The sequence below is a fragment of the Marinobacter sp. MIT932201 genome, from assembly GCF_047123295.1.
GTDB classification, from domain to species: Bacteria; Pseudomonadota; Gammaproteobacteria; order Pseudomonadales; family Oleiphilaceae; genus Marinobacter; species Marinobacter salsuginis.
Window position 1 is genome coordinate 3,456,162 of the sequence record NZ_CP138917.1, and the last position, 21,544, is coordinate 3,477,705.

The window sequence follows — 21,544 nt, forward strand, 5'->3', positions numbered from 1 at the left end:
CGGCCTCCTTATTCCTGCAGCTGTTTCGGGTCAACCTGCTTCACGGTCGACAGCTTCTGAACCATGCTGGTGGTCTGCTTTCGGCCACCGAACATGTTGAACTTGCTGTCGCCGTTGCAACCTTCACCGAAGCTGAAACCACAACCATTGCGCTCGCCGTGGGCGGTGGCATCGGGGAAGGCTTCCTTCGCCAGCTCGCGATGGCTGGTGGGAATCACGAAGCGATCCTCGTAGTTGGCGATGGCCAGGTAGCGATACATTTCGTCCGCCTGGGCCTTGGTCAGACCGGCTTCCTCCAGGGCGCGCAGGTCTTCCTTGCCTTCAACGGTTTCAGCACGCTTATAAAGGCGCATGGCCATGATCCGCTTGAGAGCCAGCACAATCGGCTTCTCATCACCGGCAGTGAGCAGGTTGGCCAGGTACTTCACCGGGATCCGCAGGCTTTCGATCTTCGGCAGTACGCCGTCGAACTCGACTTTGCCGGCCTCCGCCGCAGACTGGATCGGGCTCAGGGGCGGCACGTACCAGACCATGGGCAGGGTGCGGTATTCCGGGTGCAGCGGCAGGGCCAGTTTCCAGTCCACTGCCATCTTGTACACCGGGCTTTGCTGGGCAGCTTCGATCACGTTCATCGGAATGCCGTCCTTCTTCGCCTGCTCGATCACTTTCGGATCGAACGGGTCCAGGAAGATTTCCAGCTGCTTCTCGTAGAGCTCATGCTCGCCCGGGGCGCTGGCCACTTCTTCGATGCGGTCGGCGTCGTACAGCAGCACGCCCAGGTAGCGAATCCGGCCAACACAGGTCTCGGAGCACACGGTGGGCATACCGGCTTCGATCCGCGGGTAGCAGAAAATGCACTTCTCGGATTTGCCGGTTTTCCAGTTGAAGTAGATCTTCTTGTACGGACAGCCGGAGACACACATCCGCCAGCCACGGCACTTGTCCTGGTCGATCAGAACGATGCCGTCTTCCTCACGCTTGTAGATGGCACCGCTCGGGCAGCTGGCAACACACGCCGGGTTCAGGCAGTGCTCGCACAGGCGCGGCAGATACATCATGAAGGTGTTCTCGAACTGGCCGTAGATATCCGCCTGCACCTGGTCAAAGTTCTTGTCCTTGCGGCGCTTGGCGAACTCGGTACCGAGAATCTCTTCCCAGTTCGGACCCCATTCGATTTTCTGCATGCGCTGGCCGGAAATCAGCGAGCGCGGCCGGGCAACCGGCTGGTGCTTGGTATCGCCAGCGGTGTGCAGGTGCTGGTAATCGAAATCGAACGGCTCGTAGTAGTCGTCGATCTGGGGCAGATCCGGGTTGGCGAAGATGTTCGCCAGTACCCGGAAACGGCCACCGATCTTCGGGCGGATCTTGCCGGAGCTGTCGCGCATCCAGCCGCCCTTCCACTTGTCCTGGTTCTCCCACTCTTTCGGGTAACCAATACCGGGCTTGGTCTCGACGTTGTTGAACCAGGCGTATTCCATGCCTTCACGGCTGGTCCAGACGTTTTTGCAGGTGACTGAACAGGTGTGGCAACCAATGCACTTGTCCAGGTTCAGCACCATGCCGACTTGGGAACGGATTTTCATTTTACAGCCTCCTGAACAGTGTCATTGCCTTCACCGTCGAGCCAGTCGACGTTGTGCATCTTGCGGACCACCACGAATTCGTCGCGGTTGGAGCCGACAGTGCCGTAGTAGTTGAACCCGTACGAATACTGGGCGTAACCGCCAATCATGTGGGTCGGTTTCGGGCATACCCGGGTAACCGAGTTATGGATACCGCCCCGGGTGCCGGTGATTTCAGAGCCGGGAACGTTCACGATCCGCTCCTGGGCGTGGTACATCATCACCATGCCTGGCATAACACGCTGGCTGACCACGGCCCGGGCCGCGATGGCGCCGTTGGCGTTGAACAACTCGATCCAGTCGTTGTCTTCAATCGCCAGTTCTTTGGCGTCGTCCTCACTCAGCCACACGATGGGGCCACCGCGGGACAGGGTCAGCATCAGCAGGTTGTCGCTGTAGGTGCTGTGGATACCCCACTTCTGGTGCGGCGTGATCCAGTTCAGCGCTTTCTCGGCGTTGCCGTTGCTGCGCTGGTTGAGCATGCTGCCCACCGCCTTGGTGTTGATGGGCGGGCGGTACACCAGAAGGCTTTCACCGAAGGCACGCATCCACTCATGGTCCTGGTAGAACTGCTGACGACCGGTCAGGGTGCGCCAGGGGATCAGTTCGTGCACGTTGGTGTAGCCGGCGTTGTAGGACACATGCTCGTCTTCCAGGCCAGACCAGGTGGGGCTGGAGATGATCTTGCGCGGCTGCGCCACGATGTCCCGGAAGCGGATCTTTTCCTCTTCCTTGTTGGTCGCCAGGTGGGTGTGGTCCAGACCGGTAATGTCGGACAGCGCCTGCCAGGCCTTCACCGCCACCTGGCCATTGGTTTCCGGAGCCAGGGTCAGGATCACTTCCGCCGCATCAATCGCGCTTTCAATTTTCGGGCGGCCCGCGTTGGCGCCGTCGATGTGCTTGTAGTTCAGGTCACCCAGGAACTTCACTTCTTTCTCGGTGTTCCAGTTGATGCCCTTGCCACCGTTACCCAGCTTGTCCATCAGGGGACCGAGGGAGGTAAAGCGCGCGTAGGTGTTCGGGTAATCCCGCTCAACGGTCATGAAGTTGGGTGCGGTCTTGCCCGGGATCAGGTCGCACTCGCCTTTCTTCCAGTCTTTTACATCAAACGGCTGGCCCAGTTCCGCTGGCGCATCGTGCAACAGCGGCAGTGTGACAACGTCTTTCTCGACACCCAGATGGCCTTCGGTGGCTTTGGAGAACGCCTTGGCGATGCCCTTGTAGATCTCCCAGTCACTGCGCGCTTCCCAGGCCGGATCGGTGGCCGCGGTCAGCGGGTGGATGAACGGGTGCATGTCCGAGGTATTCAGATCATTCTTCTCGTACCAGGTCGCGGTCGGCAGAACGATGTCCGAATACAGACAGGTGGTAGACATGCGGAAGTCCAGGGTGACCAGCAGGTCCAGCTTGCCTTCGGGCGCTTCGTCACGCCATTTCACTTCCTGGGGCTTGGCACCACCTTCGTGGCCCAGGTCCTTGCCCTGCAGGCCGTTCTTGGTGCCCAGCAGGTACTTGAGCATGTACTCGTGGCCCTTACCGGAGGAGCCCAGCAGGTTGGAGCGCCAGATGAACAGGTTGCGCGGGCAGTTCTCCGGCGCTTCCGGGTCCTCGCTGGCAAACGCCAGGGAGCCATCCTTCATGGATTTGGCCACATAGTCGGGCACTTCCATGCCGGCCTTCTCGGCTTCAGCGGCAATGGTCAACGGGTTGCGGTTCAGCTGTGGTGCAGACGGCAACCAGCCCATGCGCTCGGCGCGCACGTTGTAGTCGATCAGGCTGCCACCAAACTTCGACTTGTCAGCCAACGGTGACAGGATCTCGTCCACGCCCAGCTTCTCGTAGCGCCACTGGCCAGAGTGGGCATAGAAGAAGGAGGTGGAGTTCATGTGCCGGGGCGGACGCTGCCAGTCCAGACCAAACGCCAGCGGCTGCCAGCCGGTCTGCGGGCGCAGTTTTTCCTGGCCGACATAGTGGGCCCAGCCACCACCGCTCTGGCCGATACAGCCACACATGATAAGCATGTTGATCAGGCCGCGGTAGTTCATGTCCATGTGGTACCAGTGGTTCATACCGGCACCCACGATAACCATGGAACGGCCCTTGGTTTTGTCGGCGTTGTCGGCGAATTCACGGGCGATGCGGATCACTTTCTCGGCGGGCACGCCGGTGATCTTTTCCTGCCAGGCCGGGGTGTACGGCTTCACTTCGTCATAGGAAGTGGCGCCGTCGTCGTCGCCCAGACCACGACTGATGCCGTAGTTGGCAACCATCAGATCGTAAACGGTGACAACGCGGCCTTCAGAGCCATCCGCCAGCTGTACCTTGCGGGTACCCAGCTTGTGCTTGAGCACATCCTTGATTTCAACGTGCTTGAAGTGGTCATGCTCGATACCACCGAAGTACGGGAAGGCAACGTCCACAACCTCGTCGTGCTTCTCGACCATGGAAAGCTGCAGGTTGACGTCTTTTTCCTTGGCGGTCTGCTTGAGGTTCCACTTGCCCTTCTCGCCCCAGCGGTAGCCGATGGAGCCGTTGGGCGCGGTCAGTTCCCCAGACGCCTCGTCGATGGCAATGGTTTTCCATTCCGGGTTGTTCTCTTCACCCAGTCCGTCCACCAGATCGCTGGCGCGCAGGAAACGGCCCGGCACATAGCTGCCGTCGTCCTTTTCTTCCAGCATGACCAGGTACGGCATGTCGGTGTAACGGCGTACGTAATCGGTGAAGTACTCACTGGGCTTCTCGACGTGGAACTCTTTCAGGATCACGTGGCCCATGGCCATGCCCAGAGCCGCGTCGGTACCCTGCTTGGGGTTCATCCACTCGTCGGACAGCTTGGAGACTTCTGCGTAATCCGGAGTAATGGCGACAGTCTTGGTGCCCTTGTAGCGCACTTCGGTAAAGAAGTGGGCATCCGGGGTACGGGTCTGGGGTACGTTAGAGCCCCAGGCAATGATGTAGCCGGAGTTGTACCAGTCCGCGGACTCGGGCACGTCGGTCTGCTCACCCCAGGTCTGAGGGGAGGCCGGCGGCAGGTCGCAGTACCAGTCGTAGAAACTCATGCAGACGCCACCGATCATGGACAGGTAACGGCTGCCGGCCGCGTAGGAAACCATGGACATGGCGGGAATCGGCGAGAAGCCGATAATGCGGTCCGGGCCATACTTCTTGGCGGTGTAGACGTTGGAAGCCGCAATCAGCTCGTTGACTTCATCCCAGCTGGAGCGAACGAAACCGCCCATGCCGCGACGAGGCTTGTATTCCGCCGTTTTCTTGGGATCTTCAACAATGGACGCCCACGCATCGACGGGATCCTTGTGCTCAACTTTTGCCGCGCGCCAGAGCTTCATCAGGTGCTTGCGCATCAGTGGGTATTTCAGGCGGTTGGCGCTGTACATGTACCAGGAATAGCTGGCACCACGGGGGCAGCCGCGAGGCTCATGGTTGGGCAGGTCCGGACGGGTACGAGGGTAATCGGTTTGCTGGGTTTCCCAGGTTACCAGGCCGTTCTTGACATAAATCTTCCAGCTGCAGGAGCCGGTGCAGTTTACGCCGTGGGTGGAACGCACGATCTTGTCGTGCTGCCAGCGCTGGCGGTAGCTGTCTTCCCACTCGCGACTGACTTCGTGGGTTTCGCCGTGGCCGCCCGCGAACGGTTCGCGCTTCTTCCTGAAGTAATTCAGTTTATCGATCAAATGACTCATGGTCTCTCTCTCCGTCTGCCGGATCGTTGCTCCGATTTGAGACCATTGTGTGTGAGAAAAACCGCGAAATCTGCGTGGTTACTACCTCATAACCCGCTTCTACCACCCTGGGGGTAGGTGGCTTATATCCCCGGGTGGAGTAGGTGTTCACGCTCGTGCCGGCGACTTTCCCTGGCAAAGAGGAAAAGACAGCCCACAAGCAGCAAGAAGAGAATCATGAAGACCGCACTGCGGACGCCCAACCAGTGGTTAACGCTGCTGAAGATCACTGGCAGCACGAAAGCGACAGAACAGGCGCTCACCAGAAGCAGACCGGCAACAAACGCCGCCACCGGACGATTTTCGATGATCACCAACCGCTGGAGGCTACCCATGGTGCAGCCCATGGCAAGACCCAGAATGACGACAAACACACCCTCTATCTCCATAGGCAAGGCAAATTCAACGCGGATTGTGGCATCAACACCCTGGATAAACAGCGTCATGGGTGGGTAGGACAAGACAAACAGCGCAAAAAGGCAGACCAACAGTGCACGGCTGACAACTCTTGCACTGCCGAAGCGATCGGAAAGCCCTCCTCCCACAATCTGTGCCAAGGCCCCGGGAATCACGAACCATTGCGCCAGCCTCGCACCGGAGTCCACTGACAGATCAAACTGGGAAGAAAGGTAGTCCGGCAGCCACAACGCCAGAGCAAAGAAGCTGCCGGCAACAACGCCGAAGTAACCACAAAGCTGACTAGCCCGCCTGGTCTGCATACGGTGCAGCAATACCCTGACCGAAGTTTCGGCGGACGGATCCGCCGCCGCATCTTCCGGATCAGTCAGCATGACCAACAAGGCAATGACCAGAACCAGCACAATAAGATAGGCCAGCGGAACCCCATGCCAGGAAAAGGCTTCATGGAAAAGTGGTACCAGGTAGTAATTGAATCCCGCACCGGTCACACCGGCACCAAACACTCCCAGTACCAGGCCCAGGCGTGATGATTCACAGTGTCCCGTGACGAACTGCAGTCCGGCGCTGTAAAAGCCCCCCGCAAGTCCGAGCCCGCCGGCGGCGATCAGGTAACCCGGGAAGGTATCGGTGGTCAGAAGTATCACCATGCACGCCGCAAGCCCCCCCAGACAGGACAGCATGATCCGGCGCGCACCGAATTTCTGCGCTGCCAGGCCAGCCGGAATTGCCAGAGCCGCTCCTACCGACATCGGCATCGCCAGAAGGAACCCGAACTGAAAATTGCTGAGATCCAGTTCCGAGCGTAAGTGCACGCCGGCCACGGCAAACAAAGTCCAACAGCCGGCGGCGACAACAAAGCCCGCCACCGCCAACGGCAGTACCACTGCCAATGACGCCAGCCGGTCATCTGCACGATCCGTTTCGGACTTCATTACCGTTGCTCTTCTGGAAACCTGTTTTTCAGTTTCATCTTTTGATCATAAAAGGGTCAAAGATTATGATGGGTTACCAACCATTGGGGTAATTGACTATCCTCAAAGAGGTATCGTGGAAGCCCAGTGCGGGGGCATAATTCACGCTGCTCCGCCACATGCATTGATGCGCAAGAGACTGAATGAAATACAGAAGCCCGCTTGTAAACCGAATCGCCATCGTCGTTGGCGCCGTGGTGGTGACAGCCCTTGTCAGCATGGCAACCACGCTTGCGGTCTCGAAAAGCATCGAAGGCAATGCCACCGCAATCAATCTGGCGGGCGCCCTGCGCATGGGGGCCTTCCAGTTGCTTGCCCGGAGCGCGGGCCCTGCTGATCCGGAATTCGGGGAGGACTCCATCGGGCAGATGCTGGAGCGCTACGAGACCAAGTTGCGTGATGCCAGCATTACCAACGCCATCCCCGAGAACCGGGACCATCCACTGGCTGCCCAATACCAGGCCATTCTTCAGTCCTGGGAAACCATGCTGCGGCCAGCCCTGCAGGAACACGATCAGGGCAAACCTGTTTCCGCGGCAATGCTCGCTTCAACGAAGCAGTATGTTGATGACGTTGACCAATTGGTGACGATGCTGGAACAGCGAACCGAAGCCCGCATTGACCTCCTGCACCTTATTCAGATCATCAGCCTGGCCTTCTCTATCCTGATCATTGTGGCGCTGTTCATTGATCTGAAAAACCGCATCCTTCGACCACTGCGAAAGCTGGTCAGCATCGCCATCGCAGTAGGCGATCAGGACTTTTCCCGGAAGGCTAACCTGAGCGGCTCCGACGAGCTGGCACAACTGGGTCAGGCCTTTGACCAGATGACCAGCGAGCTGGCTTTGACCTATTACGAGTTGGAAGAAAGGGCCCGCCAGAAAACGGAAGAGCTCGAAAGAAGCCATGCAGCCCTTCAGCTGTTGCACTCCTCCAGCCGCGACCTGTTTGCCAACCATGACCTGTGCAACGGGGCGATTCCCATGCTCCAGGAGCTTGAGCAGCTACTGGGCATTGGCCCAATTCGCCTCTATCTTCACGACAAACAATCCGCCGAGCCAGTTGAGGCGATCACAACCGCCAGCCGGGAGCGGCCTTTTTACTGTCGTGATCATCACTGCAATGCCTGCCTGGTAACACCAGAGGCGTATGACGAGCTTCCCGTTGAATCGAACGACGGTCGTCGGTTGCTTCTTCCCATCCGCACCCCCGGGCAATTGCTGGGCACCCTGGAGGTCTGGTACCCGGCCGAAGAAGGTTTGTCGAAAACCTCTCGCCGGCTGCTGGAAACCCTCAGCGACCAGCTGGCCACCGCCATTTTCCTGGAACGGCAGATTACCGAGGAGCAGCAGCAGACCCTTGCTGAAGAACGCACCGTGATTGCCCGGGAACTCCATGACTCCCTGGCCCAGTCACTGTCTTACCTGAAGATGCAGGTGGCCCGAATGCGCAGACTTAACATTGAGGGCGACCAGAAAGAGACTCACGAGTCCATTCTCAATGAACTCAGCACGGGTTTGAACAGTGCCTATCGACAGCTCCGGGAGTTGCTGGCCACCTTCCGACTGAAGCTGGACACGCCGGATCTCTTTACCGCTCTGATAAAGACCATTGAAGAGTTTTCCGAACGCCTGGGTAAACCTGTTGAGCTGCAGTACAATCTGCCGCCCCAGACCCTGTCGCCGAATGAAGAGATCCATACCCTGCAGATTGTGAGGGAAGGTCTTGCCAATGCCGTCAAACACGCAGATGCCACGGACATAACCGTGGATGTTCTGTTCGAATCACCGCAAGTTCGGGTCAGGATCCGGGACAACGGCAAGGGCCTGCCCGGCAGCGACCAACCCGTCAACCATTATGGCCTGATCATCATGCAGGACCGCGCTCGAACCCTGGGTGGTAAGGTCGAGGTAAGCAACCGTGATGAAGGCGGGGTGGAAGTCTCCCTGGGCTTCGTCCCGAAAAGCCGGAACCTGATTCCCACAGAAGCATCAAACGCCTGATAAAAAGAGAGAACCCGATGTCTGAGTCACCCGCAAGTATCCTGTTGATCGACGATCACCCGCTTCTTCGCCAGGGCATCAAACAACTGATCGACATGGAAGACGATATGGTCGTGGCCGGGGAGGCCAGCAACGCTGCCGATGGTATTCGAAAGGCGACTGAGCTGGAGCCCGACCTGATCCTGATGGACCTGAACATGCCGGAGATGGACGGCATCGAGGCGCTCAAGAAACTGCGGGAACAGAACATCAGCTCCCGCATCGTGATGTTCACCGTGTCGGACCAGGAAGACGACGTTGTTGCGGCACTCCGGGCCGGTGCCGACGGCTACCTGCTGAAGGACATGGAACCGGAGGACATGATTTCCCAGCTCCATCAGGCAGCAGTCGGAAAAATGGTAATTAGCGATCGATTAACCACACTGCTGGCCGAGGCACTGCGCTCCAACAAACCCCAGCAGGCGTCACGCCCGGATTTCGACAGCCTGACGCCCCGGGAAAAGGACATCCTGCGCCTGATCGCCGAGGGGCTGTCCAACAAGATGATCGGCCGCAAGCTCGACATCAGTGACGGCACTGTCAAGGTTCACGTAAAGCACCTGCTGAAGAAACTGAACCTGCGCTCACGGGTGGAAGTTGCTGTTTGGGCGGTTGAAGAGGGTCTTCACAAAGGCTGAGTTATATCAAATCGTTGCAGAACGCTTTGCTTTACTCTGTGCCGGTTACTGACCGCCCGGAGTAAAGCATGGCTATTCCATTACCTTCCATCGCCTCCCTGAACTCCCCTCTTTTTGCCCAAACGCTCTCGGTATTTCGGGAATACCTGCCTTCCCCCGTGCCCATGCTGGGCACTATTGATCGCAGCATACCGGTACCGCTCAAGCAACTGGTCGCAGAAGCACCACTCAACCGCGTTTTCGCCCAGGCAATTGATGATGGGGAATTCGATGACTTTGAAGGCAGACGTATTCGCCTGGAGGTGAACGGGGGACAACCCGGTATCACCATTGGCTTCTGGTCCGGCCGCCTCAGGGTGATCGACGGCCCCGGCGAGGCGACCATCCGCGGCTCTTTGTCCGCTTTCAGAACACTCGCGGAACGCCAACAGGACCCCGACCAGTTGTTTTTCCAGCGTCAGCTGGTCATCGAGGGCGACACGGAGTTGGGCCTAGGCCTGAAGAACCTGTTGGACAGCCTGGACTGGAACTTTAAAATCCTGCCTTGAACTACTCGCCAGCTACCAGATCCATCCCCGGCTTGCCATACCAGTACCCGTTGCAGGGTGGCGCCTCCACCAACTGCAGCGGGTCAGTGGCGGGCATCCCCCCCCGGCGTACCCTATCAAAACGCCTGATTACTGCCTCCATGCCCTGATGCTCCGGGCTGAGGCGCACAGTACTGACGCCCATACGCTCCATGTCCGGTAGCTCCCGCATCAGGTCGTAACGGGAGCCGGACAAGGTGGAAATGCCGTTGATGCGAAACAGCTCCTGGCTTTCCCGGGATCGCAACTCCATGCCGTCCGGATGCTGCAGGCAGCGGAACTCGCAGTTGTCTTTGGGCAGATTGTAATGGCGGGCGGTAAAACAACGGGAGGACCAGGCCAGGGGCAGGAAACCCCAGGAAAACACCTCGGCGGGGAGATCCAGTCCTTCCTGCTGCAGCTCCTTGATTAGCTTATCGAGAGTTTCTTTGCCCAACTCCACCGGCAGGCTCCATGCTTCCAGGCCCTGTTTGGCGAGGATCTTCAGGGTGGCTGTGTTGTAGATGTTCATTGAGGGGCCGGTAATAAACGGAATCCTGTTCCGGATAGCCACTTGCAAGGCGCTCTGATCGTTGGCCTCCACCAGGAATTCATCCTGCTCGCAGAACTTGCGCAGCCGACGCAAATCGGCCTCCGACTCAATCAGTGTGAGCGTAGAGAGCACTACATTCTTGCCACAGGCTTTCAGGTCACGGGCCAGATCCAGCCAGTCATCCGGTTTCAGTTCCCGCCGGCGAGAGCACACCACCTCGCCCAGATAAATGGTATCCACCGGCCACTCGGCGGCATTGGCGTAGAAATCGAAAACCGTCTGCCTGGACCAGAACCACAGGATCGGCCCCAAGGATAACTTCAGCATGGTTGGTGAAACCTTATTTCCATTTGCGATGGTAGGCGCCCAGTGTGGTCAGGCCGCCTTCGGAAAGACCCGCCAGCGTCTTTTGCCATTGCGGTTCAACAGTAAAGCTCTCGGTGCCATCCTCAAGATTATCCAGGGCATGGCGCCAGGTCCTGGCTACATCTGCGATGTAGGCAGGACTTCGCTGGCGCCCTTCAATCTTCACGGCACTGATACCCAGCGTCTGCAGCTCCGGCAACAGGTCCAGGGTGTTCAGGCTGACTGGCTCCTCAATGGCATGGTAAACGTTACCCTCCACCTCGAAACGGCCTTTGCAGAGCGTGGGATAACCGGCGGATTCACCCGGGCCATAACGGTCAATCAGCACATCGTTGAGACGGGATTCGAGCCCCTGGGATGTTTCCTGCCAGCGCACCGCCTTGGCCGGTGAACAGGCACCGCGGGTATTGGGCGACTCGTCGGTCAGGTAGGAAGAAAGATAGCAACGTCCCTCGGCCATGATGCACAGGCTGCCGAAGGCAAAAACTTCCAGCTCCACCGGGCTTTGTTTGGCCACGCCACGCACCTGGTCCAGCGACAAAACCCGGGGTAGCACGGCCCGGCGAATGTCGAAGTTGTCTTTGTAAAAAGAAAGCGCTTCGTGGCTGGTGGCAGATCCCTGAACCGACAGATGCCGGGGGATATGCGGGTACCGGTTGGCGGCATAATCCAGCAGGCCCATGTCGGCCAGGATAATGGCGTCCACGCCGAGACTCGCGGCGCGGTCTACCGCCCCCTTCCACTGCTCCCAGCCATCTGGCTGGGGGTAGGTGTTGATGGCACAGAAAACTCTCGCGCCCCGGAGGTGAGCGTACTCGATACCCTCGGCAGCGCGTTTATCGTTGAAGTTCAGGCCGGCAAACTGGCGGGCGTTGGTGCTGTCTTTAAAACCGAAATACACGGCGTTGGCGCCATTATCAACGGCGGTTTTCAGGGCCGGGAGGCTGCCGGCCGGACAGACAAGTTCCATAATACGCTCCGCTGAAATCGTTTGGCGCCATAGTAAATGGCGACAAACAGCAATGCCTTGATCATTGTCAGCGGGGCATATCGCAATCTGCGGTCAGATAATCCGGGAGAACCGCTGGCTGGCGCCTTCCTTTCGGTAAAGATCAAAGATCTGGCAGATCGCCCGGATCAGCAGGCGGCCGGCGGGCTGCACCTGAAGCGCATTACCGTCATCAGCAATCAGCTCATCCTGAATCATGGGCTTCAGACGGCTGAGCTCATCGGCAAAATAGCGGTTCAGATCTTCCTGCCAGACATCTGCAAACAGCTGACGATCCAGCCGGAACTGGCAGATCAGCTGGCCGATCACCCAGCGGCGGATCCGGTCGTCGCGAGTCAGGTTCACGCCCTTGGTGATGGCCAACTGACCGGCATCAATGGACGCCTCCCAGGAGGGCAGGTCGTGATTGTTCTGGAAATAGGCATCGTCGGTCTGGCCGATAGCGGAAACACCGAGCGACACCAGGTCGCATTCGGAGTGGGTGGTATAGCCCTGGAAATTCCGGTGCAGGCGGCCTTCGCGCTGTGCCACAGAAAGGCTGTCGTCCGGCTTGGCGAAATGGTCCATGCCGATGTACTCATAACCGGCGTCCAGCAGGCGATTGATGGTGTTGTGCAGGATGGTCAGCTTCTGCTGTGGACTGGGCAAGGTGTCGCCCTGAATCCGGGTCTGCGGATAAAAACGGTCCGGCAGATGGGCATAGCTGAACACCGACAGCCGGTCCGGAGACATCTCGATTACCGCTTCCAGTGTCTCGGCAAAACTTTCCGGCGTCTGGTACGGCAGGCCGTAGATCAGGTCCAGGTTGATGGACCGGAAGCCGATGCGCCGCGATTCGTTGAGCACGGCTTCGGTCATTTCCCGCGGCTGGATACGGTTCACGGCTTTCTGAACCTCAGGGTTGACGTCCTGAACGCCGAGACTGATCCGGTTGAAGCCCAGGTTCCACAGGGTTGGCAGGGTATCCTGGTCCACTTCCCGCGGGTCAATCTCCACACTGTAATCCCGCTCATCGCCGGTTTGCAGGTTGAACAACTCCCCGTATCCCGCCATCAGGTGTTCCATCACATCTTTTGGCAAAAACGTGGGGGTACCGCCGCCCCAATGCAGCTGGGTGACCGGCCGGTCGGCCCCGAACAGTTTTGACTGGATGGCCGCCTCTTTCAGCACCCGCTCCACGTAGGGCATGGCTTTGTCGCGCTTCTTGGTGATCACCTTGTTGCAGGCGCAGTAGTAACAGAGGTGCGCGCAGAACGGCAGGTGGGTATAGAGCGACAGCGGACGATTGCTGGCCTTGCTGCGGGCCGCAGCCTTGACCATCTCTTCCACCGGGTAGTTCTGGTTGAACTCGACGGCCGTGGGATAGGAGGTGTACCTCGGGCCGCTGAGGTCGTAGCGTCGGATCAGGGCATCATCCCAGATGAATTCCGGCAGGGTTGAGTCATGGGCTTTGAGTGCGGATGTGGAGGTCATAATAAGCGCTCTGGGGTATAACGGGGGCATCGAGGATTTGCCGGCATTCTAGGGCAATCCTTTGGCTGGCTTCTTGATTCGGGTCAGGTGACTGATGGTTTGAGTTTACCAGCCCGGAGACTGAACCACCCTTGGGCTCTTGGCGTACTTGGTTTACCCCTTTGTGGGCATAGCCCGCAGCTTACTGACTGGAGGATTCCCCCACCATGGCCAACCTGATTCTGATTCTCGGCGACCAGTTAACGAGAAACATCAGCGCTCTCGACAACGCCGACAAGGATCGGGATCTGGTGGTGATGGCCGAAGTTCATGACGAAGCCAGCTACACCAATCACCACAAGAAGAAGATTGTGCTGCTGTTCAGCGCCATGCGCCATTTTGCCCGGCAACTGGAGAGCGATGGCTGGCAGGTGCACTACCAGCCGTATCACCGGGACAACAAGCACCAGAGCCTCGAAGCGGTGGTTGGCGAGCAGGTGGAGCGTATCAACGCGGAAAAAGTCATCACCACCGAGTGCGGGGAATGGCGGCTGCACGAACAGATCAGTGGCTGGCATGAACGCCTCGGAGTGCCGGTGGAGATCCGCCCGGATACACGGTTCATTGCCACCAAGCAGGAATTTACGGACTGGGCCGAAGGCCGGAAACAGTTGCGGATGGAGTTCTTCTACCGGGAGATGCGGCGCAAGACCGGTTTGTTGATGACCGCCGATGGTGAACCGGAAGGCGGGCAGTGGAATTTCGATTCCGACAACCGCAAGAAGTGGACCGGAAAGCCGCCGGCCCCGGCGACCTTTCGGGTGGAACCGGATGCCATTACCCGGGAGGTGATCGCGCTGGTGGACGAGCATCTTGCCGATCATTTCGGCACCACCGACGACTTCCACTTCGCCGTGACGGCGGAAGACGCACAGGCGGCGCTTGAGCACTTCATTGACTATGCCCTGCCCTGCTTTGGCGATTACCAGGACGCGATCTCCGACACCGAGGACTGGCTGTTCCATTCCATCCTGTCGCCCTACATCAACTCCGGGCTGCTGGATCCGGTGGCGGTTTGCGAAGCGGCGGCCCAGGCCTGGTATTCGGGACGGGCACCGATCAACGCGGTGGAGGGCTTTATCCGGCAGATCCTGGGGTGGCGGGAGTTTGTTCGGGGCATTTACTGGATGAACATGCCGGAGTATGCTCAGGAGAACCGCCTGAGTAACACCCGCGCCCTGCCCTGGTTCTACTGGACCGGCGATACGAAAATGCGTTGCATGCACAAAGCCATTGATGCCACCCGCCGCAACGCCTACGCCCATCATATCCAGAGGCTGATGGTCACCGGCAACTTTGCACTGCTGGCAGGCATCAAACCGGAGGAAATCTGTGACTGGTACCTGGCGGTCTACGCCGATGCCTACGACTGGGTAGAGCTGCCCAACGTGCTGGGCATGGTAATGCACGCTGACGGCGGCTATCTGGGTTCAAAGCCCTACGCCGCCAGCGGCAAGTACATCCAGCGCATGTCGGACCACTGCGCCAACTGTCACTACAAGGTGAACAAGGCCACCGAAGAGGACGCCTGTCCCTTCAACGCCCTGTACTGGCATTTCATCGATCGCCATCGGGACGACTTCGCCAACAACCCGCGAATGGGCATGATGTACCGTAACTGGGACAAGCAGAAACCCGAGAAACGGGAAGCGTTGCTCCAGCGCGCCGAATACCTGCTGGCGAACGTGGAGCAGCTTTAGGCAATTCATACTGGATTAGCTCTGCAAAAATGCCTCCATCATGTGTTCCGAAACTGTGGAGCAAAAGCCCCACATTGGTGCTAGCCTGACACTAGGATTGCTAACATCACGGATGCTGCCTTCACGATGAACCTTCGACTCGCTCTGAGTCTGACAACAATACTGTATTCAACCGTGTGTCAGGCCCAGCCTCCGACACTGAACCTCTACACCTTCGAAAGCCCACCCTACCAGGTGGCAAGCCAGGAAAAGGGTGGAGGCAATCGAATTTCCGGCGAAACCGCGGACACGGTGGTTTGTGCCGCAAACCGCGCTGGCTGGGCAACGCGTATTCGGATTACGCCCCAGAATCGCGCCATACATTCGCTGGAACGCAATATGATCGATGGCTATTTTGCCATTGATCCCTCCGCAGAACTCGACAACATAGCCAGGCGCAGCGATCCGGTGGCTCTGGAGAAATGGTACTTTTTTACCGGGGGCAATAAAGCGTTTACCAATAACCTGCGAATCGGAGTCGTGGCCGGCAGCAACGAAGAAGCCTGGCTGGAAGCCAACGGCTATGCCATTTTCCTGAGCGTGTCTTCGCCGTCGCAGTTGCTTGCGCTGCTCAAACGGGGCCGAATCGATACGGCACTGATGGATGAACGCGTGATGAATCGTTTGCGTTACGAAAACGATTCCGAATCCGTGCAACTGACTGCGAACTTTGTACGTTACGCGCCGCTTTACCTGTACCTGAGCGAAGCTTTCGCTTCCGACTATCCTGATTTTCTTGGCACTTTCAACCGTACTCTGAACAGTTGCATGGCCGGTCAGCTCGCACTGTCCGAAGAGGAAACACGCCGCATCACGGAACTATCGGGGCGCCTGTTCAAAGAAATGAACAGCGTTCTGGACATAAACCAGATCATTGAGGCAGGCCCCAGGCAGGAAAGCTTTACCGATGTCATGACCATCGACAGTCAGTGGCAAGCGCTGGTGCCGGTCACAACGCCGGATCTGGCCGAAAGGATCCTCGCGCTGCCGGGCTCCAGGGCACTTCTGGCCTGGCAGGAGTCTCACAGGGGCCTTGTTACCGAGGTAATGCTGATCAACGACATGGGAACTCTAGCCGCGATGAGCCAGCTAACATCTGACTACTGGCAGGGGGACGAACCCAAGTTCCAGAGGGTAATGGAAAACCGGGTCACCGGCACCGAAGCCGAAAGGCGGCTGTACATATCCCCGATTCGCTATGACACCTCCGCGGCCCGATTTCAGATCACCGCCAGCACGCCAGTGGTATCCGGCCACGGGAAGTCAGCCATCGGCGTGGCTGTAGTCGGTCTCAGCATCGAGGAAGCACTCAGCCAGGTTGAACAGTACTGACCATTCTGGTCGCCTTCCCAGGTTCCGCCCTAATTCAAGGTGGCCCTACCTCGCAGGCCAGCACCAGCGCCCAGAACTCCGAGAAGTCATTAACTACCACGTCCGGTTTATCCGGGTGCTTGTGGGTGCCCGGGAAAATCTTGTTCAGCCAGGGCAGGTCCCACTGGGCGCCGTTGAAAAAAACCGAGGTGAGGCCGGCACGCTTGGCGGCAATCACGTCGGTGGTGCTGTCGCCCACATACCAGACGCTCGGATCCGGCGGATAGTCCAGCTTCTGAACCGCCAGCAGCAGTTGATCGGGGTGCGGCTTTCGCAGGGGCGTGTCGTCGCCGCAGACATCGACATCAAATAGATGAGTCCATCCGGTGTCTTCCACAGCCGCCAGCTCATGCTCGAAAAACTCGCGGTCCCGATTGGTAATAACGCCCACCTGGATACCAAGCCGCCTTAAACCTTCAAGAACCTCCCGAACCTTCGGTTCAAAGGCCTTCACGGTACCGTAGTGCTTTCGATAGTGATGATTGAACGCCTTGTGGGCGACCTGCTTGGCCTCCTGATCATCCCCGAACAGCACCTCAAAGATATCCGTCCTCGAAATCTTCCGGTCCGCCTTCACCTTCGGGTGCAACTTCGCAAACTCCCGCACGTAGGCAACCAGCTTCACGTCTTCCGGGGTCTTGCTGTCTTCCGGCGCCACCATGCGGTCCATCAGTTTTAGTTTGTGGAAATCCGGCAGCATGTCATCCACCGCGTGGTACATGGCGTCAAGGGTATCCACCAGGGTTGCGTGCCAGTCGAACAGGATGACCGCCGGGCGAATGAGCTTGACCACCGCCGGATGCCAGTCCGGCTCGATGCGGGGCTCCGGGCGCTGTGGCGGCGGGAAGGGTCGTGGGCGAACCTCGGCAGGCGTCTGTTCAAAAGCTTCCGGCTGGCTCCGTTCAATCAGGGCCAGCAGGTCCATCAGGTCTTCAAAGCTGTCCAGAATGGCCGCGGGGGCGTCCCGGTGGGAAAACCAGCTGTCGATCCGGCCGGATTCCCAACGGGCCCCGTTGTAGAAAACGCCCGACACGCCCGCTTTGTTGGCGGTGAGCATGTCAACGTAGCTGTCACCCACGTACCAGGCCTTTTCATCGGCCGGAAGATCGAGCTTCTCAAGCGCCTTCAGGATCACCTCGGGGTCGGGTTTGTACTCGGTGACATCATCGGCGCAGACCGTGGCATCAAACAGGTTGCGCCATCGGCCCTCGTCCACCGTCTGTAATTCCCGGTCCAGAAACTCCCGGTTCCGGTTGGTGGAGACCGCCAGTCGGATCCCCATGGCTTTCAGGGCTGAGAGGTACTCGTAGGCGCCAGGCTGGAACGGCTTTACCTGACCGAAGTATCGCCGATAAGCCTCGTTATAGGCCTTGTGGGCGATCAGTTTGGCGTCTTTGTCATCACCAAAGATGGCGTTGAAGATGTCGGTCCTCGACACCCGGCGCTCCGCCAGGATACGTGGATGCAGCCGCCGGAAAATCCGGATGTAGCGCACCAGGCGCGCATCGTCCGATGTTCGGCACTTGTCCTCGGGCAGCAGCCGTTCCACCAGCCCCAGATCCTCCAGCTGCGGCAGCATGTCTTCCATGGCACTGAACATGGCATCGTGAGTGTCTACCAGCGTGCCGTGCCAGTCGAAGATCAACACCGACGGTGCTGAAATGGAATCGCAGAATCGGGCCATGCCCCGTCTCCGTCAGAAGTTTCCTGAAGCCGGCCTTGAAATCCGCCGCCGGGCCGGCAAAACTCGGCGGTACTGACAAGAAAGATAAACCCGGTTTCCAGTGCGTGCACGTATCGAGTCCGATCCATGGCAATATCGAGCTACCTGCTGCCTTATGATTTTTCGCCTCTGACCCTGCTCAGCTACATGCTGGTGCTCGGATTTTATGGTGTCGCGCTACTGAAAATGCCGGAGAAAGACCGGCCGGGATCGGGCCGGATTATCACGTTCACACTCGGGGTCATGCTCTGTTATGCGGTGATGCAGACCCGATTCGACTATTACTCCCAGTACATGTTTTTCGTTCACCGGGGGCAGCATCTGATTCTTCATCACCTGGGGCCAATACTGATCGCGCTGTCCAATCCGCTGCCAGTGATGCGCTTCTGGTACCAGAAGATGTCACCTTCTTTGCGCTACTGGCTACAACCAGTTGGCTGGATTTACCGGGTATTGCAGCAGCCCTTTATAGCCTCGTTCCTATTCGTGGGGCTGATCTATTTCTGGCTCTGGCCGCCCATCCATTTTGACGCCATGCTGAGCCGGCAGTTCTACTGGATTATGAACTGGAGCATGTTGCTGGATGGTCTGCTGTTCTGGTGGCTGATATTCGACCCGCGCTCACCGGCAATCACCAATGCTCTGGGTTACGGCAAGCGTATTCTGCTGCTGGCACTGGTGGCCATTCCCCAGATGGTACTCGGGGCCTGGATCGTCTTTTCCCGGGGCATGGTGTACGACGTGTACGAAGTATGCGGCCGGGCATGGCCCATGCCTCCCGAAACCGATCAGTTATTGGGCGGCCTGCTGACCTGGATCCCCCCGGCCATGATGAGCATTATTGGCATTCTGATCATGCTCCGCCGGGCCATGCATGAAGATGGCAAATTTCCCAGGCGCCGCTCTCTGGCAGGAGGAAACGCATGAACCGAACGCTGCCACTGTGGCCCGTCTTCATTGCCCTGGTACTCGCTGGCTGCGCTGGCGATGAGAAAAGCTGGCATGGCAAGGACATCTCGGGCCTGATGCCCGAGCTCCAGTTCCAGCTGAAGGGCACCGATGGGAAAACCGTGACTCCTGATGACTCACAAGGCAACATCCGGCTGGTGTATTTCGGCTTTACCTCCTGCCCGGATGTCTGCCCAACCACGCTGACCGATCTGCGCCGCTCGGTTCAGCAACTGCCCGAAGAGTATCAGGACGATGTCACCACCCTGTTCGTCAGCGTTGACCCGCGCCGGGATACCCCCGAACGCCTAGCCAGTTACGTAAGCTTTTTCGGGGAAGGAATCGTTGGTCTCACCGCCGAAGAACCCACACTTCGAAAGCTCGCCAAACGCTACCGGACAACCTTTGGTTACGACGAGCCCGACGCCAACGGCAACTACAATGTTTCCCACAGCAGTGCCGTTTATGTGTTCGATCGCAGTGGAAGCGCCCGGCTGCTGCTACGCCCCGGCCTATCGCCTGAGCAGATCAGTAAAGATCTGGCCCAGCTGGCCCGGGAATCACGGTCCTAAGGTCTATTTCCGTCGCCGCCCCGGGGCTGATCCCTGCCTGAAGGGCAGACGTAGAAAGCCATACATTCTGAACGGAACACACCGGTGCCCCACAAGAAACTGAGTCTCCCGGAAAAAATCTGCCCGGTCTGTCAGCGGCCCTTTAAGTGGCGGAAAAAAATGGGCCAAAGACTGGGAAAATGTGCGCTACTGCAGCGAACGTTGCCGGCGCGAGAGGACCGCATCGTCATGACCACTGTGGTGTGGTTCAAGCGCGATCTGCGCACGCGGGATCATGCTCCCCTGGCCGCGGCGGCCACCCTGGGAGAGCCGGTCATACCCTTGTACGTCATCGAAGACGAGTACTGGCAACTGCCGGACACCAGCGGCCGACAATGGGCGTTTATCCGGGATTCTCTGGACGACCTGGACCGGCAGTTGCGCAAGGCCGGCAGTCAGTTGCTGGTGCTGCGAGGGTCGGTGATCGATGTTCTGAAGCAGCTTCGGGCCCATCAGCCAATCAACCGCATCTTCTGCCATCAGGAAACCGGCGGGCAGTGGACCTACGAGCGTGACAGGTCGGTGATTGGCTGGTGTTCGGATAACCAGGTGGAATTCCGGGAGTGGAACCAGTTTGGTGTGGTTCGTCGCCTGAGCGACCGGGATGTCTGGGACAAGGCCTGGACCGAGCTGATGCGGCAACCGTTGCAGGACGCTCCGACTGTAATTCCGACATCGGATACTTTGATGGCCCTTGGCGCTGGCGACAATGGCAAGGCTTTTGAAGTACCTGACGAGTGTCCGGACCGCCAGATAGGTGGCAGCGCGAGAGGCGAAAAGCTTCTGACCTCGTTCCTGGATCGCCGTTGCGTCGGCTACCAGTACAATATCTCCAGCCCGAACACCGCCGTCAGGGCCTGCTCCCGCCTCAGTCCCCACATTGCCTACGGCACCGTCAGCCTGCGGGAGGTCTACCAGCAGGCCAAGGTCACTGGTAACCACCGCAATACCCTGCCACGGAAAAAGAAAAGCCTGACCAGCTTCCGCTCCCGGCTGCACTGGCACTGTCATTTCATCCAGAAGCTGGAGGACGAGCCGGCGCTGGAGTTCCGGGCCATGCACCGGGAAATGGAGGCACTGAAAACCGGGCCTAACGATTCCGAGCGCCTGCAGCGCTGGCAGGAAGGCCAGACCGGCTGGCCCCTCGTGGACGCCAGCATGCGCGCCTTGGCCCATTCGGGCTGGATCAATTTCCGGATGCGCGCCATGTTGATGGCAATCGCCAGCTATCAGCTCTGGCTGCACTGGCGGGACCCGGCCCTTCATCTGGCCCGCCTGTTTACCGATTTCGAGCCGGGCATTCACTACTCACAGACCCAGATGCAGTCTGGCCTGACCGGCATCAACGCCCTGCGCATCTACAACCCGGTGTTGCAGAGCCAGAAACTGGATCCAGAAGGCGAATTCATCCGGCGCTGGATCCCGGAGCTGTCGGGCGTGCCCAGTGAAATGATCCACACGCCCTGGCTGATGACTCCGGCCCAGAAAGAACGCTATGGCGGCAACACCTACATCTCACCGGTGTGTGACCATGAGCAGGCGGCCCGGGTTGCCCGCAAGGCGGTTGGCGACTTTCGCAAGCAGCACGTCAGCAAGGCAGAAACAGACCGGGTGCTGGCCCGCCACGGCAGTCGCAAGGGGCCTGTCCAGAAACGCCCCGGCGTGCCAGCGAAGCAGCAGCCCGATCAACTGTCACTGTTTGACTAGAAGGCA

General features: G+C 58.7%; 15 protein-coding genes and 1 pseudogene. 9 read left to right on the forward strand and 7 right to left on the reverse strand.

Annotated elements, in window-relative coordinates; translation table 11 throughout:
* Nucleotides 1-8 precede the first annotated feature (8 nt).
* The 3 genes from narH to SIC15_RS15965 form a co-directional block, all read right to left on the reverse strand.
* Nucleotides 9-1,583 carry a nitrate reductase subunit beta gene (gene narH / locus SIC15_RS15955; RefSeq protein ID WP_062781173.1) on the reverse strand — a complete coding sequence of 525 codons (1,575 nt, stop codon included), beginning with the start codon at nt 1,581-1,583 and terminating at the stop codon, nt 9-11.
* Nucleotides 1,580-5,323, reverse strand: a complete 3,744-nt coding sequence (locus SIC15_RS15960; RefSeq protein ID WP_412536437.1) for a nitrate reductase subunit alpha — start codon at nt 5,321-5,323, stop codon at nt 1,580-1,582. Before SIC15_RS15960 ends, narH begins: the two co-directional genes overlap by 4 nt.
* Before the next feature lie 122 nt (nt 5,324-5,445).
* Nucleotides 5,446-6,714 (reverse strand): MFS transporter, encoded by a 1,269-nt coding sequence (locus SIC15_RS15965; protein ID WP_412536438.1) that lies wholly within the window; start codon nt 6,712-6,714, stop codon nt 5,446-5,448.
* Nucleotides 6,715-6,896: 182 nt separating this feature from the next.
* Between SIC15_RS15965 and SIC15_RS15970 the strand changes: the two genes are divergently transcribed.
* The 3 genes from SIC15_RS15970 to ubiT all read left to right on the forward strand — a co-directional run bounded on the left by SIC15_RS15970 (nt 6,897) and on the right by ubiT (nt 9,981).
* Nucleotides 6,897-8,756 carry a histidine kinase gene (locus SIC15_RS15970; protein WP_412536439.1) on the forward strand — a complete coding sequence of 620 codons (1,860 nt, stop codon included), beginning with the start codon at nt 6,897-6,899 and terminating at the stop codon, nt 8,754-8,756.
* A gap of 17 nt (nt 8,757-8,773) precedes the next feature.
* The gene (gene narL, locus SIC15_RS15975) at nt 8,774-9,433 is read left to right on the forward strand and encodes a two-component system response regulator NarL (protein ID WP_209400265.1); all 660 of its coding nucleotides are present in this window, start codon (nt 8,774-8,776) and stop codon (nt 9,431-9,433) included.
* A 68-nt stretch (nt 9,434-9,501) separates the two neighbouring features.
* Nucleotides 9,502-9,981: a ubiquinone anaerobic biosynthesis accessory factor UbiT gene (gene ubiT / locus SIC15_RS15980; RefSeq protein WP_412536440.1), complete on the forward strand. Its 480-nt coding sequence runs from the start codon at nt 9,502-9,504 to the stop codon at nt 9,979-9,981.
* Between the two features lies 1 nt (nt 9,982).
* Here ubiT and SIC15_RS15985 read toward each other — a convergent pair whose 3' ends face one another.
* The 3 genes from SIC15_RS15985 to hemN form a co-directional block, all read right to left on the reverse strand.
* A complete protein-coding gene (locus tag SIC15_RS15985; protein WP_412536441.1) occupies nt 9,983-10,879 on the reverse strand; it encodes a U32 family peptidase in 897 nt (298 codons plus the stop codon).
* Between the two features lie 13 nt (nt 10,880-10,892).
* Nucleotides 10,893-11,888, reverse strand: a complete 996-nt coding sequence (gene ubiU / locus SIC15_RS15990; RefSeq protein WP_412536442.1) for a ubiquinone anaerobic biosynthesis protein UbiU — start codon at nt 11,886-11,888, stop codon at nt 10,893-10,895.
* A gap of 93 nt (nt 11,889-11,981) precedes the next feature.
* A complete protein-coding gene (gene hemN / locus SIC15_RS15995; protein ID WP_412536443.1) occupies nt 11,982-13,400 on the reverse strand; it encodes an oxygen-independent coproporphyrinogen III oxidase in 1,419 nt (472 codons plus the stop codon).
* 206 nt (nt 13,401-13,606) lie between these two features.
* On the opposite strand from hemN, the gene SIC15_RS16000 reads away from it, so the two are divergent.
* On the forward strand, nt 13,607-15,139 hold the full coding sequence (locus tag SIC15_RS16000; RefSeq protein ID WP_412536444.1) for a cryptochrome/photolyase family protein: 1,533 nt from the start codon (nt 13,607-13,609) through the stop codon (nt 15,137-15,139).
* Nucleotides 15,140-15,265: 126 nt separating this feature from the next.
* Nucleotides 15,266-16,510, forward strand: a complete 1,245-nt coding sequence (locus SIC15_RS16005) for a substrate-binding periplasmic protein (RefSeq protein ID WP_412536445.1) — start codon at nt 15,266-15,268, stop codon at nt 16,508-16,510.
* Between the two features lie 34 nt (nt 16,511-16,544).
* On the opposite strand, the gene SIC15_RS16010 is transcribed toward SIC15_RS16005, so the two are convergent.
* Nucleotides 16,545-18,233, reverse strand: a complete 1,689-nt coding sequence (locus tag SIC15_RS16010) for an HAD family hydrolase (protein WP_412536446.1) — start codon at nt 18,231-18,233, stop codon at nt 16,545-16,547.
* A 126-nt stretch (nt 18,234-18,359) separates the two neighbouring features.
* Here SIC15_RS16010 and SIC15_RS16015 point away from each other — a divergent pair, with 126 nt between their 5' ends.
* From SIC15_RS16015 to SIC15_RS16030, 4 genes and pseudogenes are all read left to right on the forward strand, one after another.
* Nucleotides 18,360-19,199, forward strand: a complete 840-nt coding sequence (locus tag SIC15_RS16015) for a cytochrome c oxidase assembly protein (protein ID WP_412536447.1) — start codon at nt 18,360-18,362, stop codon at nt 19,197-19,199.
* A complete protein-coding gene (locus tag SIC15_RS16020; protein ID WP_412536448.1) occupies nt 19,196-19,792 on the forward strand; it encodes an SCO family protein in 597 nt (198 codons plus the stop codon). The genes SIC15_RS16015 and SIC15_RS16020 overlap by 4 nt, the downstream gene beginning before the upstream one ends.
* 84 nt (nt 19,793-19,876) lie before the next feature.
* A pseudogene (locus SIC15_RS16025) lies at nt 19,877-20,024 on the forward strand (DUF2256 domain-containing protein).
* On the forward strand, nt 20,021-21,538 hold the full coding sequence (locus tag SIC15_RS16030; RefSeq protein ID WP_412536449.1) for an FAD-binding domain-containing protein: 1,518 nt from the start codon (nt 20,021-20,023) through the stop codon (nt 21,536-21,538). Before SIC15_RS16025 ends, SIC15_RS16030 begins: the two are co-directional and overlap by 4 nt.
* Nucleotides 21,539-21,544 lie beyond the last annotated feature (6 nt).

Coding starts and splice junctions, on each gene's coding strand:
- ubiU (WP_412536442.1), bottom strand. CDS start 11,888: ATGGAACTTGTCTGTCCGGCCGGCAGCCTCCCGGCCCTGAAAACCGCC.
- narH (WP_062781173.1), bottom strand. CDS start 1,583: ATGAAAATCCGTTCCCAAGTCGGCATGGTGCTGAACCTGGACAAGTGC.
- SIC15_RS16020 (WP_412536448.1), top strand. CDS start 19,196: ATGAACCGAACGCTGCCACTGTGGCCCGTCTTCATTGCCCTGGTACTC.
- hemN (WP_412536443.1), bottom strand. CDS start 13,400: ATGACCTCCACATCCGCACTCAAAGCCCATGACTCAACCCTGCCGGAA.
- SIC15_RS16015 (WP_412536447.1), top strand. CDS start 18,360: ATGGCAATATCGAGCTACCTGCTGCCTTATGATTTTTCGCCTCTGACC.
- SIC15_RS16000 (WP_412536444.1), top strand. CDS start 13,607: ATGGCCAACCTGATTCTGATTCTCGGCGACCAGTTAACGAGAAACATC.
- SIC15_RS16030 (WP_412536449.1), top strand. CDS start 20,021: ATGACCACTGTGGTGTGGTTCAAGCGCGATCTGCGCACGCGGGATCAT.
- SIC15_RS16010 (WP_412536446.1), bottom strand. CDS start 18,233: ATGGCCCGATTCTGCGATTCCATTTCAGCACCGTCGGTGTTGATCTTC.
- SIC15_RS15970 (WP_412536439.1), top strand. CDS start 6,897: ATGAAATACAGAAGCCCGCTTGTAAACCGAATCGCCATCGTCGTTGGC.
- SIC15_RS15985 (WP_412536441.1), bottom strand. CDS start 10,879: ATGCTGAAGTTATCCTTGGGGCCGATCCTGTGGTTCTGGTCCAGGCAG.
- narL (WP_209400265.1), top strand. CDS start 8,774: ATGTCTGAGTCACCCGCAAGTATCCTGTTGATCGACGATCACCCGCTT.
- SIC15_RS16005 (WP_412536445.1), top strand. CDS start 15,266: ATGAACCTTCGACTCGCTCTGAGTCTGACAACAATACTGTATTCAACC.
- ubiT (WP_412536440.1), top strand. CDS start 9,502: ATGGCTATTCCATTACCTTCCATCGCCTCCCTGAACTCCCCTCTTTTT.
- SIC15_RS15960 (WP_412536437.1), bottom strand. CDS start 5,323: ATGAGTCATTTGATCGATAAACTGAATTACTTCAGGAAGAAGCGCGAA.
- SIC15_RS15965 (WP_412536438.1), bottom strand. CDS start 6,714: ATGAAGTCCGAAACGGATCGTGCAGATGACCGGCTGGCGTCATTGGCA.